This is a genomic window from Streptomyces sp. NPDC015171 (genome assembly GCF_043079545.1).
Lineage (GTDB): Bacteria > Actinomycetota > Actinomycetes > Streptomycetales > Streptomycetaceae > Streptomyces.
Map to the genome: position 1 here is coordinate 148,584 of NZ_JBIBUO010000002.1, position 12,360 is coordinate 160,943.

11 protein-coding genes and 1 pseudogene are annotated in these 12,360 nt (G+C 66.7%); 6 read left to right on the forward strand and 6 right to left on the reverse strand.

Annotated elements, in window-relative coordinates; genetic code table 11:
- Positions 1-10 precede the first annotated feature (10 nt).
- Positions 11-2,608 carry a Pls/PosA family non-ribosomal peptide synthetase gene (locus tag ACF073_RS05165; protein WP_392066989.1) on the reverse strand — a complete coding sequence of 866 codons (2,598 nt, stop codon included), beginning with the start codon at positions 2,606-2,608 and terminating at the stop codon, positions 11-13.
- Positions 2,609-3,306: 698 nt separating this feature from the next.
- On the opposite strand from ACF073_RS05165, the gene ACF073_RS05170 reads away from it, so the two are divergent.
- Positions 3,307-4,065 (forward strand): hypothetical protein, encoded by a 759-nt coding sequence (locus tag ACF073_RS05170; RefSeq protein WP_392067696.1) that lies wholly within the window; start codon positions 3,307-3,309, stop codon positions 4,063-4,065.
- A 395-nt stretch (positions 4,066-4,460) separates the two neighbouring features.
- Positions 4,461-4,979: a transglycosylase SLT domain-containing protein gene (locus ACF073_RS05175; protein ID WP_392066990.1), complete on the forward strand. Its 519-nt coding sequence runs from the start codon at positions 4,461-4,463 to the stop codon at positions 4,977-4,979.
- 220 nt (positions 4,980-5,199) lie between these two features.
- On the opposite strand, the gene ACF073_RS05180 is transcribed toward ACF073_RS05175, so the two are convergent.
- Positions 5,200-6,474: a tyrosine-type recombinase/integrase gene (locus tag ACF073_RS05180; protein WP_392066991.1), complete on the reverse strand. Its 1,275-nt coding sequence runs from the start codon at positions 6,472-6,474 to the stop codon at positions 5,200-5,202.
- Positions 6,475-6,954: 480 nt separating this feature from the next.
- Here ACF073_RS05180 and ACF073_RS05185 point away from each other — a divergent pair, with 480 nt between their 5' ends.
- Positions 6,955-7,125, forward strand: coding sequence for a helix-turn-helix transcriptional regulator (locus ACF073_RS05185; protein ID WP_392067697.1), 171 nt, complete (start codon positions 6,955-6,957; stop codon positions 7,123-7,125).
- A 161-nt stretch (positions 7,126-7,286) separates the two neighbouring features.
- On the opposite strand, the gene ACF073_RS05190 is transcribed toward ACF073_RS05185, so the two are convergent.
- Both ACF073_RS05190 and ACF073_RS05195 read right to left on the reverse strand, forming a co-directional pair.
- Positions 7,287-8,087 carry a hypothetical protein gene (locus ACF073_RS05190; protein ID WP_392066992.1) on the reverse strand — a complete coding sequence of 267 codons (801 nt, stop codon included), beginning with the start codon at positions 8,085-8,087 and terminating at the stop codon, positions 7,287-7,289.
- Positions 8,088-8,315: 228 nt separating this feature from the next.
- Positions 8,316-8,556 (reverse strand): annotated as a pseudogene (locus tag ACF073_RS05195) (transposase); the annotation flags it as partial.
- A 200-nt stretch (positions 8,557-8,756) separates the two neighbouring features.
- Between ACF073_RS05195 and ACF073_RS05200 the strand changes: the two are divergent.
- On the forward strand, positions 8,757-9,437 hold the full coding sequence (locus ACF073_RS05200; protein WP_392066993.1) for a hypothetical protein: 681 nt from the start codon (positions 8,757-8,759) through the stop codon (positions 9,435-9,437).
- A gap of 164 nt (positions 9,438-9,601) precedes the next feature.
- On the opposite strand, the gene ACF073_RS05205 is transcribed toward ACF073_RS05200, so the two are convergent.
- Complete coding sequence (locus tag ACF073_RS05205) at positions 9,602-9,805, reverse strand: hypothetical protein (RefSeq protein ID WP_392066994.1); 204 nt, start codon at positions 9,803-9,805, stop codon at positions 9,602-9,604.
- A 12-nt stretch (positions 9,806-9,817) separates the two neighbouring features.
- Between ACF073_RS05205 and ACF073_RS05210 the strand changes: the two genes are divergently transcribed.
- On the forward strand, positions 9,818-10,372 hold the full coding sequence (locus ACF073_RS05210; RefSeq protein ID WP_392066995.1) for a GIY-YIG nuclease family protein: 555 nt from the start codon (positions 9,818-9,820) through the stop codon (positions 10,370-10,372).
- Between the two features lie 265 nt (positions 10,373-10,637).
- On the forward strand, positions 10,638-10,964 hold the full coding sequence (gene cutA / locus ACF073_RS05215) for a divalent-cation tolerance protein CutA (protein ID WP_392066996.1): 327 nt from the start codon (positions 10,638-10,640) through the stop codon (positions 10,962-10,964).
- Between the two features lie 51 nt (positions 10,965-11,015).
- Here cutA and ACF073_RS05220 read toward each other — a convergent pair whose 3' ends face one another.
- On the reverse strand, positions 11,016-12,263 hold the full coding sequence (locus ACF073_RS05220) for a helix-turn-helix domain-containing protein (RefSeq protein WP_392066997.1): 1,248 nt from the start codon (positions 12,261-12,263) through the stop codon (positions 11,016-11,018).
- Positions 12,264-12,360: the final 97 nt, after the last annotated feature.

The window sequence follows — 12,360 nt, forward strand, 5'->3', positions numbered from 1 at the left end:
ATGGCCTTCCTCAACTCGTGGCAGCCGCAGTGGCGTCGGTCGTTTCCCTGGCCACGCCCGCGCGGGGCCGGCTGCCGGCCTCGGGCATGTCCACGGCCGGATTGCCGCCCCACTGCGCGTTCGGGGGGACTTCCTCGCCCTTCATCAGGAAGGAGTCGGCGGCCAGCACCGAGCCGTCGCCCATGGTCACGCCGTAGTGCACATGGGCGGCGACGCCGAGCGTGCAGCCGGCGCCGATCGTGGTGCCGTCGGACTTGAACGTGCCGTCCTCCTGCGAGTGGCACTGGACCTTGCTCCCGGCGTTGAGAACGCACTCGTCGCCGAGGGTGGTCAGCGTCCGCTCGGTCAGATGGACCCCGTCGTCGAAGACCCGGCGGCCGATGCGCACACCCAGCAGGCGCCAGACGAGACCCTTGAAGGGAGTTCCGTTGAAGACGTTCAGATGCCGGTCCGGAATCTTCCACAGGCGCTCGTGCAGCCAGAAGTTCCGGTCGTAGATGGAACACAGCTGCGGGCGCAGCCGGCCGAACGACGTCATGCAGCGTTCCACGAGGATGTAGTACGCGGTGGAGAACACGAGCGTCAGCGCCAGATACAAGGCGATGACCACATGCCCGACCACGCCGTACAGATCGACGGAGGCGAGCGCGAGCAGCGTGAGCAGAAAGACGTGCAGCCAGCGCACGAACAGCATCCACGTCATCGAGAGCAGGTTGTACCGGTTCTTCGCGGCGAGATGGCGGTGCAGTTCCCCGCCCGTTCGCAGATGGTCGAAGCGGGCGTCCCGCTCCACCGAGCGCGGAATCTCGAAACACGGTGAACCGAGCAGTCCCACGCCTTCCCGGACCTCACCGTCGAGGGGGACCATGACCTTCGTCGCGAGCAGACAGTTGTCTCCCGTCCGGCCGCCCGCCGGATAGGCGATGTTGTTGCCCAGGAAATTGTGCGGCCCGATCGCCACCGGGGAGAGCCGGAACGACGTACTGGAATATTCGGCATTCACCACGGAAAGCCCGTCGGCCACCATCGTCCCGGTGCCGACGCGGACCAGGAAAGGAGATTCGTGCTGGACCTCGGTGCCGAAATTGGAACCCGTCTGCTCGACCCGTGACAGGTCGTAACCGAGCGCGCGGAGGTAGTACACGATGTATGAGCTGTCCCCGCAGAGCCAGGCGAAGAACTTCATGTTCGTGAGCCGGGTGGACGCCCGGTGCAGCGTGTAGTGGATTCCGTAGAGCGGATAGACCCGCCCGGGCCTGACCACCAGGCGCAGCAGCCGCGGAACGGTGCAGAGGGCGACGAGCCCCGCGAGGACGAAGCCGAAGAACAGGAAGAACGAGACGGCCAGCGCGTCGGGGATCAGCTCGGGCCGGGACAGCGCCGCCGTCTGCGGATCGAGCCGCTTGCCGATCGCCGGTACCTCGGTGAACAGCATGTACACCCCGCCGACGGCCAGCGGTACGTAGAGCAGGAGCAGTTGGAGCAGCACGCCGAGGCCGTACCAGGCCCGGCGGAACGTGCCGCACCCGGCCGGCGCGACCCGTACGTAGTCGATCCGCGTGGGCTCCGCGGGGGAACCGTGCCAGTGCTCGCCCGCCGGGACCGACTGGCCGCGGTGGAGCGAGGAGGAGTGGCCCAGCTGGGCGCCGTCGCCCATCGCCGTGTCGATGTCCAGGACGGTCTTCTCCCCGATGAACACGTCCCGGCCGAGCGTGATCCGGCCGGTCTGGACACGGCCCGCGCGGGCCCGGTAGCCGAGGAGGAAGGAGTCCTTGCGGATCACCGTGCCCGCGCCGATGGTCAGCAGGTCGGTGCAGACCGGCACACTGCGGGACAGGATCGTGACGCCCTTGCCGATCCGCGCGCCGAGCGCCCGGAGGTACAGGACGTACAGCGGGGTGCCGACGAGGAAGATCATCGGATTCGCGTGGAGCAGCACCTTGAGGAGCCAGAAGCGCGCATAGGCCAGGCCCCAGAGGGGGAACTCGGCGGATTTCCACCGGCCCACGAGAAGCCATTTCGCGATGATCGGCAGGACGCACAGGGCGACCACTCCGCCGCCGCCGAAAAGCAGCGACCGCAGATAGATGTCGACCAGACCCGAACCGGCCGCGATCCATTCGTATCCGCTGGCCGTCACGAATCCGGAGACCAGCGAATAGACAAGGAACACCAGCAGCTGGAACGTTCCGCACAGAAAGTGATGCACCGGGCTCGTGGGGGTGACCGGGGCCGATGCCGGCACGGTCGCCGGAACCGCCGGTACCGCCGGAGCGCCGGCCGATCGTGCGGCGGGCTCGGGATCGGTCTGCGCGAGAGCCGTCGTCAGACCGCGGATCGTCGGGTGCCGGTAGATGTCCCGCATGGAGGGCGACGGCAGGTCCGGAATTTTCCTGAGCCGTGCGCAGAACTGCGCCATGACCAGCGAATTGGCGCCGAGATCAGTGAAGAAATGGCTGTCGACGGGTACCTCTTCGGCGCCTACGACCTCGGCCAGTGCCGCCGCGAGTTTCCGTTCGGTCTCTGCCCCGCCCGGACCGTTGTCGCTCATGGTGACGGCAGGTTCGCCCGGTCCGGATATGGGGACCTCGGAGGACTGCTCCACCATTCGATCTCCTGAGGACGCTTGGATCGTCAATGGCCGACCGGATCATTTCTGATCACGAACCGCCGGTTCTCAGTTTGGCGAGGCAACCACGAGGCTGCCACTTCGGATCGGGGCGCCCGCTCGCGGGAAATGCGCGCAGGGTCCGTGTCCCTTGGCCTCCGCGCGGCCGACCGCGGACCACGGTTCACTCGAACGGCGCCCCTCGCGCACGGGCCCGGGCCCGTGAAAAACCGGCGAGGAGTCCCGTAAAGAGACCGGCGGGGGAAATCAGGCGATGAGCCCGGCGCGGGATCCGGCGAAGTGCGGCGGTGTCTCCCGGGAGGTGGTGCGGCGGTGTGCGGGGCGGTCCGGCCGGGCGGAGCCGGGTCCGATCGGGCCCGGCCACGCCGGAAGAGTGGAGTTTTTACTACCCGGGAAGGCTCCTTAACTCTATTCCCCGCACGGCCCGAGGTCCGTATCGTCGTGATCGCAGGGCGCCCGGGCCGACTCCTCGGCCGGCGGAGCGCCCGGACGCCGAGGCCCGCCCGGTTCCCCCGTACGGGCGGGCCCACGGCACGGCACCCCTGAGTACCTCGGGGTCGCCGCTCCGAAAACCCGTGCCGCCAGGGGAGCGAACCGGGACGGTTGGGCCGGATGCCGCGTCCGGATGCGCCCGCTGTCCGCCTCGTCACAAGATCCTCGGCATGCGGATCTTCACGATGACCCCGCCCTGTCCCCGGCCGCTCCGGTACGGCGGGGCACGGCACGCCATATCCACGGCCCTCGCCTGCTGCCTGCTGCTGGCAGGCGCCACGGCGTGCGACCAGCGGGCGGAGCGGAAGATATCCGTCGGCGCACCCGGCGCCGCTTCGGCCTATCCCGGCCAGGCCGTGGGCGAGCGCCTCCCGGGCGTCGGGGACCGGATGTGGCAGCAGGTGCCGGCCGACACCGGACAGGCGGTGGTCGTCTACGGCGAGCACCCCGACTCTCCCGACAGCCGCGTCGTGCTCTACCAGAAGCGGGGGCCGACGTGGGTACGGACGGCGAGCTGGGCCGCGCACAACGGCCGGCTCGGCTGGACCGCCGACCACCGCGTCGACGACGAGCACAGTCCCGTCGGCGTGTTCACGCTCACCGACGCGGGCGGCACGCTCGCCGACCCCGGGAGCCGGCTGCGGTACTGGCGGGACGACAACGCCTACGCCACCATGCTGCCCCCGGAGCAGGGCCACGCCCATGACTTCGACTACGTCATCGCCATCGACTACAACCGGGTCAAGGGCAGTCCGCCGTTCGACTGGAGCCGGCCGGACGGTGAGGAGAAGGGCGGCGGGATCTGGCTCCACCTGGACCACGGCGACGGCACCTCGGCATGCGTGACGGTCCCCGTGTCCGGCATGAAGACCCTGCTGCGCACCCTGGACCCGGCGCGGCATCCCGTCGTGGTGATGGGGGACCGCGAACACCTCAGAGCCTGAGCACCGCGTGAGCGCCGGACACCTGCGGGGGGCGCCGGCAGCCGGGCCGGGGAGCCCGTTTTTTCCGGGGAACAGGTGATGCGGCCCATAGGAGCCGTATCACGTCCTAAGCGCGGTCGTAGGGGCGCACCGGGGCGAGCAGCAGCAAAAGCACCTAAATGCCCGATTCGAGCCATTCCTCCGAACCTACGTAGTACGTCACATTCTTGCCAGGGGTGCGGCGGGCCGCTAACCATGTTGGACGTTGCCGCAAGCCGCAGAGCCGACCGGGCGTCGATCGCCGGACGAGCACGCCGCGCCCTGCGGCACAGGGCCTCGCCCCGACGCCCTGCGGGCCGCGACCGGAACTTCCGGCCGGCGCCTCGAAAGACGTCCTACAGGAGAGTTCCTTCCCCATGACCGCGATCACCGCCCCCCGCCGCCTTGCCCGCCTGCGCTCCCTCGCTCTGACCGGCATCGCCACGACCGGCGCCGCGGCCGCCGCCCTCACCCTGATGCCGGCTTCCGCGCACGCCGCCGAGGCCCCGCGGGCCGCCCACGGCGTCGTCGCCTCCGTGCGGGACGGCCACAGCGGCTCCGCCGCGGCCGGCGGTGCGAACAGCCTCGACGGCTGGATCAAGAAGTCCCTGGCCATCATGAAGAAGAACGGCATCCCCGGCAGCTACGAGGGCCTGCACCGCAACATCATGCGCGAGTCCGGCGGCAACCCCAACGCCCAGAACGACTGGGACGTCAACGCCCAGAAGGGCACCCCGTCCAAGGGCCTGCTCCAGGTGATCGACCCCACGTTCAACGCCTACCACGTCGCCGGCACCGCCCACAGCACCACGGACCCCGTCGCGAACATCACCGCTGCCGCGAACTACGCCGCGCACCGCTACGGCTCCATCGACAACGTCGACTCCGCGTACTGAGCGACCCGCTGAACAGCCCCCGCGGCACGGCGAAGGCCCGGACCACTCGGTCCGGGCCTTCGCCGTGCCCTCGCGCGGCCCCGGAGGAGTCCCGCGGGTGCCGCCGTGGACGCGGGTCCTAGATGTCGCGGAACTCATATGCAAAGCTTCTGACCTGCGTAAATTACATCTCTCGAAGATCATCTTGCACGGTTGTTGCACAAGCCGAATGGAGCAGGAGTCACGCGGCCCTGGTGTAGGCGCTCCGGACCGCGATGCGGACCTTGGAACCGGCGCCCACGACCCGGTGCACGTATTTACGCAGGGTGAACGCGGGATCGGCGTGTCCGAGGCGGTCCGCGAGCGTGTACACGTCTACCCCGCCGTTGATCATCATCGATGCGTACAGGTGTCGGAGCGCGTGCATCATCACGTCGCGGGACTTCTCCCAGCGTCGTCCCTTCGCGTCGGGCTCAAGGGGCTTGATGAGGCCGGCCGACGCCAGGGCGGGCTTCCAGCGGTAGGAGTTGAACCAATTCGACTGAATGGCGGTCTTCTCCCGGGTGTAGAAGATCAGCCGCGCCGTGACCGGGGAGCCGCCTTTGCTGCCCCACGGTCGGGTCACCTCGATCGGCGGGTACTTCTCCATGTGCTCGCGCAGGGGGATGGCCACGTCGTCGGTCAGCTCGACCCACCGGTCCTTCGGGTCCTCGTCGTCTCCGCCCTTGGGGAGGGCGTATACGAGGAACGAGCCGTCGTGGACTATTTGCCGTTGCACGTGCACCATGGCGCCGTCTGGATGTGTCCAGTCGATATCTTCTGGTGACAGGCCGAATATCTCACCTTGCCGCAGACCCAGGCCGCGACCACAGTCAACAAGTGCTTTGTAGCGGTCGGGAAGTTCGGCGCGGATCTTCTCGGTGTCCTCCCACGTTAGGGTCAGATCTACCCGGCCGCCACCTCCTCGCTTTGGCTTGGCGTCCTGCACCGACTTGGCGAGGCACGGATTTTTGTGTATCAGGCTGTCGTCCACGGCCAGGTCAAAGACAGCCCGAAGATTGTCGAAGACCAGGCGCAGCGTGGAACTTTCGAGCAGCCTGCGACGGTCGTGCAGCCAGTCCAGCAAAGACGAGGCGTTCACGTCCTTTACGCGCATCTTCCCCACTGCGGTAGGAACGACGTGCAGGAGAATCCGCTCCTTGTGGCGTCGGTAAGTCCGTGGATTCTTGTGTTCGTGCCCCTTGAGCCAAGTAAGGGCGAGTTCGCTGACCCTGACCTCCCCGGCGCGAGGGTCGATGTACGAACCGTCGTCCACGCCGGACCGCATCTTGGTCTCATGCCTGCGGGCTTCGACCTCGGTGCGGAACAGTTCTGTCTGCTGTACATCTTCCCTGTTGCGCCATCGGGCCTGCCACCGCTTCCCCGTCCCGTGATCCCGCGTCGGAACTTTGCCGTGTTCCTTGCAGGTCGACTCCCCGTCTTTCGGGCGCGACTTGTGCCAGCGATCGTACGGCATCGACTCAACTCCTAGTTTCCATCGGCCCTTTGAGTCTATTTGTGGACTCTTTTCAATCAGGGTCATCGTCGACGGCGAGATTGTCTGCCCGTTCATCGCGCCCTGAGTGAATTGGATGTTGATCCAGGCGAGCTGAAGATGTCAAATGCATTCTTGGGGTCTTCGCGACAAAGGGCGCAGAGTGGTAGAGAAGATTTCACCTAGACGAATGCTCGCTGAGGGTTCGACGAGGGCTCGACGAACCCTCAGCGAAGATTCGCCTGTGTCCTTCGAGAGTTCGCAAGAGTCATAGGTATTTCGCCGAAAGACCCTCTGTTTGGTCCGGCCGGAATTCAATGCAAACGTTCGCCCACCACCACAGCGGAGTACCGCTCACGTGGTTCTTTCCTGCCCGCTTCGAACCGTTTTGGAGTGACCATGCGTCGAACCACTGCCCGTGCGGAAGAAGCCGCCAGTGGCGCGGGGGACCGTTGTCCCTTGATGAGCGCGGAGGAGCTGGCCGACTTCCTGGGCGTACCTCTGAATACGGTCTACGTATGGAATCACCGACACCAGGGGCCGCGAGCCCACAAGGTCGGCCGCTATTTGCGCTACCGCTGGCCGGAGGTAGAGGCATGGCTGGAAGCTCAAGCGGTGAATCGCGCGACCTGATCGGCCAAGATTGGCTAGTGCCCTTGTCTTTGGTCGAGCGACAGAACCCGGCGTACAGCCCGCCTAGCCCGACGCCACCAGCGGCTTTGCCTTGGAGAGGGCCTCCGACGCAGGTCGGAGGCCCCTTCTAGTGACGCGCCATCCTGAAACGGCGCGGCCCCCTACGCCCGGTCGCGCCTGAGAGCCGTCTCGCCGAGCCCGAGGGCCATGCTGCCCATGAGCTGACGAGCGAAGTCCTCCAGGATCGAGGGGTTGGTGGCGAGAAACTCCATGACCCGGTCGGTTCGCTGCTCAGGCGAAAGCTCTTTCAGTTCCTGCTGCCATGCCAGGGTGGCAACACCGCCGTCCTCGACCTCGGCATTCACGATGAGGTTCCAGAGCGCCTGCTGGGCGTCCTCACGAGCGAGCCAAGTCATGAAAATCTGCTGGAACTGCTCGCTCGTAACAGTGACCTTCGGGTCGCTGGGCGCGGTGGCCAGATCTTGGGAAGGCGCGTCAGCTTCTACCCCTGGGACGGCAACAGGAGGTGTCGTCGTGGCCCCGGCCCGCAAGGCCTTCTTCTGGGCTCTGCGGGCCTGCTGCTTCAGCACTAAGGCTTCGCCCTTGGCAACGAGGACCGGCACGGCCTGGGTATGCCACCAGTGGGCAACGCGAGGTTTCGCGATCTCTACGAGATCACCGATGATCTGGCCCGCGATGTCAGCCACGACCTGTTGGCCGGGGGTGAGCTGAGGACGCTGATCCGCCACGTACTCGGTGACGTAGCCGATCTCGGGCTTGTCTGTTGAACCTGACTCGTTTTCGGCCGTCAGGCGGATCTCAACGTGCTCCGGCCCCTTGTCACTCGTCTTGGGAGTGAACCCACGCTTCCAGCCTTCGCTCTTCCGCGAGTCGGCGAGGTGCTCGCCCTTGGGGATACGAACAACTGCGTCGACCTCGTCGTACTCCTGGTCCTCGGCCATGCGTCCTCGTCAGTACTCGGGTCCTCCTCGGCGCTCAGTCGACGAGGAAGTCGCGGTAGTAGCTTCACTCCTGACCGTAGCTGCAGCGTCCGACGATTTGGCAGGTTCGGCGAGCATCGCATCAGCCGCCACAGAGCCGCAGGTCCAAGGTTGTCACCAGTCCCCTTGCCGGATCTGCTCGTCGGACACGATCCCGTAGACGTACCGCCCAGAACGTTCGGGGCATCGTGCGGCGAGTCTGTCGATGACACGGAAGGCTGTGGGATCGGAGGCCACCGGGCCGAACATCCGGCTCGGCCCGCAGCATGCCGATGTCGGCCAGACAGCCCCGGCCGAGTGCGACGGCCAAAGCCACACCCAGCAGGATCTTCCCCGGATCGTGCACGGCATGCGGCTTGCGCCACGGCGTGAGTGCCGCCGATATCGCTTTGTTCGGAACGGACTTGCGGACCATCTCGGCCAGTAGCACCGACCAGCCTGTGAGTGGAGCCTTTCGCCAATGTTGAGGGCGAACTCGGTGATGGCCAACAAAGTAGAGAAGCCGTAATCTTGCTGTTCAGAAGCACGTCTCGCCCACGTGACCACCCGTCGGACAGGTCGCTTCATGAAAGCGCGAGGTTAGCGGTCAAATTGCGGGGCGGCGCAGAACTGACCCAGAACGGAGACGCCGTGACGGACCTCCCCGAAGAGGGCCAGCCCATCGAGGCCATATCGACGGTGTACAGCGGTACCACCTTCCGTTCTCGGCTCGAAGCCGACTGGGCCCGCACCCTCGACACCCAAAGCATCCTCTGGCAGTACGAGCCCGAGCGAATAACCCTGCCGTCAGGGGCGCATTACCTGCCGGACTTCTGGCTGCCCGAGATCGGGACATGGCTTGAGGTCAAGGGACCAGCCACCCCCCGAAAGGAGAAGGCCGTCGAGCTGGGCAAGGCGCGCGCCTGCCGCTGCGACGGCCCCTGCGCCTGCGCGTGGCCCGGTGGCGAGATGGTCCTCCTTGGCTGGGTCGCGGAACGCACCCACGGCGGCATCACGGTCGCTCGCAGCCGGTCAGGCTACGCCAGTTGGGCCGCCGCTCACGGGCCCAGCGCGTACTTCGCGGTGTGCCCCTGGTGCGGGCTCAGGCAGTGGATCACCCTGCGCCGGCCTTGGAAGTGCCGCGCCTGTCGCCGCGGTCTGGAAAGCGAGGAGCTGTACCAGCCCCGCGACCGTGCACTGCCTTTCGGGAGCGGCTCGGGGTGGTCTCCTGCGGACACGGTGGCCATCCGCAGGGAGATCGCCGAACAGATAGCTGAGGCAGAGGCCGCTGACTCGGAGGACTCTTTCTGGGAGGCCCCGTACGAAGAGTGAGCGCGCGGGCGCGTAGTGCTCGCCCACTCGCGGGTGAAGGTCCACCCTCGGTCGGCGCCGACTGGGCACCGTGCGGCTGCCGCAAGGCGGCGGCAGTTCGACGGCTCTCCATAGGCGGTCGGCCGGGGCCGCTCTGGAACGGATCCGCGCGCCCGGCGCTTTCATCACATGGCGGCCCGAACACTGCGGGCCGCCTTCGCCGAAGGAGGCTCCTCATCCGCGTCTACCGCCGCCACCCTTACGCCGTCCTGGTCGACGCCGTCACCCTTCTCAACAAGGAGCTCAGCCCCACCGCCCGCCTTACATACGCTGTCCTTGCCGCAGTCCAACAGGTCGACGAGGGCAGCGACACCTTCGACCTGGACCACGTTGCACATGTTGTGGGCCTGACCGACTCGGACGCTTTGCTACCAGTCCTTGCTGAACTCACCGCGGTCGGTGCGATCGACAAGCGTGAGCACCACGGTCTGGGTCTCCTCCTCTCCGTGAACCTCGAGGCGATACCTCTAGCCAACCAGCAACCGTGCGTGCCTTGCGACGACTGCGGCCAGTGCTCGTGCGGTGGCCTGAGAGGGGTTTGTCAGGCCTGCTCAGAGGTCCGGGCGTCACGTGTGCCCGAGGCGGAGAGCACCAACGAGATGGACTCCCGGTGGGTCTATGCCGTGTCCACCGAATCCGACCCGAAGTCCATAAAGATCGGTGTAGCCGCGAACATCCAGAAGCGCCTGAAGCAGCTCCAGATCGGGTCAGCGTCTCCTATAGTGTTGCGCTGGCAGTCGCCGGGCGGATTTCCATTGGAGAGCCACCTCCACGAGAAGTTCACCCGGCTGCGGATCGCAGGGGAGTGGTTCAACTTCCAGCGCACCGCAGATCCAGTGAAGGCCATCAACAAGGCGGCGCAGACCTTCCTCCAGCAGTACGCCGCCACCTACTAAGGGTGCGCTTGCGGTGTCGTGGCCGGTCAGGCGGTCTGATGTCCAGATCGGTCTTGGCGAGTCTGCGCCCCGGCAACGCCCACCGGGTGGTCAAGGCCGACCTGCTGCGCCTTCACAGTGACGTCAAAGAAGCGTTCCTTTCGCGGGATCACAGGTGCTTCAGAAGCAATCAGCGCGTTTGCGTAGTCTCCCGCCGGCTACCACCCGCTGGCCTGCGTCGAACACATAGATAGGGTCGCGGTACCCGAGCTGGAGAGGTAGCCGCATGGACCCCGAGATCGTGATCGCGCAGACGACGAGTGACGACGAGGAGCAGGCGAAGTCCCTCGCCAGAGGCGCTGTTGAGAGCAAACTGGCGGCGGGCGTTCACATCGATGCGCCCATCAACGCCTTCTACTGGTGGCAGGGGAAGGTCGAGGCGGCTCAGGAGTGGCGGATCTCCTACATGACGTCGTCGGATCGCCTCCCCGCGCTAGAGGCATGGCTGCACGAGAGGCACCCGTACGACGTCCCCCAGTGGGTCACGCTGCCTGTGACCGGAGGGTCGGAGGCGTACTTGTCCTGGGTCGTCGACGAGACGCGTCCGCAGTAGAGGTCACCACCGCAGCGCCTCGCTCTCACCGAGCCCCTGCGCTTGGACGCTTCACAGCGTCGCGAACGTCAGCAGGTGGCTGGCCAGGTCATGCTCAGTGTCGGGGAGCCCGGCAGCGATGGCCTGAGCCCGCTGCCGGCCCATGGTGTTGGGCTTCGACTCCGCCGCTGCGGCGAACTGGTGCGCTACGTAGGCTCCGCGATCTATGTCGCCGCCGCGCAGAAGGGCGGACGCCAGGTCACCCAGGACGACCACGCCGGACTCGGGTAGTTCGCCGCCGAGGCGCTCGACTGCGGAGTCGGCCGTGGCGGTCAGCTCCTGACGCGCGAGTTCGCCATAGACCGAGAGGGTTAACGAGTCCATGCGGTATGGCGTCACGAAGCGGACCCACGCCTGCTCGCTCGTATGGTCGGCGAAGTCATAAGCGAACTTGGCCTGATCGAGAGCACGAAGGGCGCCAGCGTCATCGCCTGACTGGGCGGCTTCCTCCGCGTACCGGCCCAGAGCCCACGCTGCGGCGGTTGCGTTGCCACGTCCGCGTACGTCCTGAGCTGCCTGCGAAAGCATCTCCAGCGCCTTCGCCGGGCTGGGGGCACCGTAGCTCGCGTAGCCCAGAGCGAGAGCGCGCAGCGGAGGGTGTCCGGCCTTTTTCGCGCACTCCGAGGTCACTCCGTAATAGGAAGAGGCCTTGTCCTGCTGGCCGAGGTCCCAGGCGACCCACCCAGCAAGAGCGGCAGTCTCCCCGGCCGCGATGGTCAGGGCTCGCTCGTGGGCTCCGGCGCGGGGAAGGGCTGCGGTGATCGCGTCCAAGTGCGCCTCGACGCGGGACTGCAGGCTGAGCGCACTCTCGTTCAGCTCGTCCACGTGCAACGTGGCGGCATGATCAATAAGCACCGCCGCGGACTCAGGGTCGATCTTGGAACCCTTGCTGAGTGCGTAGGCCAGTCGGCCCCAGGGCTCCGCAGCCGCAGCCGCACCGACGACTGCGCCTCCCAGCAGCGTTCGGCGTTTCACGTCGTCCAGGTCCTCCGCCTCGGCCTTGTTCTTCTCTCGCCGCCTGGCGCGGGCGGCTTTCGCCTCGCGCAGTAGCGGCTCCAGCGGGACGCCACAGGCCAAAGCGATGTTCCCCAGGGTGTGGTCCGTCGGAACATTCGCACCGTTCTCGTACCGGTTCACCTCCCGGCGGGTCACCGTTGCCCGGCCGGAGGCGGCGTTGATCGCACCAGCCTGCTCGTCCTGCGTCCGATTCGCGTTACGCCGCAGGTGACGGAGCAACTCGGCAAATGGATCCACCGCCATGAGTTTGACCCCTATCCGTGGGAGAAAGCCAATACTCCCCTCAACTCCGCCCTGGTTTCCCCCCCTTGACAAAGATTTCCCCCCGCCGGTTTCCCCT

Excerpts from the sequence above, each read along its gene's own strand:
- ACF073_RS05170 (WP_392067696.1), top strand. The coding sequence starts at position 3,307 with ATGACCCCGCCCTGTCCCCGGCCGCTCCGGTACGGCGGGGCACGGCAC.
- cutA (WP_392066996.1), top strand. The coding sequence starts at position 10,638 with ATGGACCCCGAGATCGTGATCGCGCAGACGACGAGTGACGACGAGGAG.
- ACF073_RS05220 (WP_392066997.1), bottom strand. The coding sequence starts at position 12,263 with ATGGCGGTGGATCCATTTGCCGAGTTGCTCCGTCACCTGCGGCGTAAC.
- ACF073_RS05175 (WP_392066990.1), top strand. The coding sequence starts at position 4,461 with ATGACCGCGATCACCGCCCCCCGCCGCCTTGCCCGCCTGCGCTCCCTC.
- ACF073_RS05180 (WP_392066991.1), bottom strand. The coding sequence starts at position 6,474 with ATGCCGTACGATCGCTGGCACAAGTCGCGCCCGAAAGACGGGGAGTCG.
- ACF073_RS05185 (WP_392067697.1), top strand. The coding sequence starts at position 6,955 with ATGAGCGCGGAGGAGCTGGCCGACTTCCTGGGCGTACCTCTGAATACG.
- ACF073_RS05165 (WP_392066989.1), bottom strand. The coding sequence starts at position 2,608 with ATGGTGGAGCAGTCCTCCGAGGTCCCCATATCCGGACCGGGCGAACCT.
- ACF073_RS05190 (WP_392066992.1), bottom strand. The coding sequence starts at position 8,087 with ATGGCCGAGGACCAGGAGTACGACGAGGTCGACGCAGTTGTTCGTATC.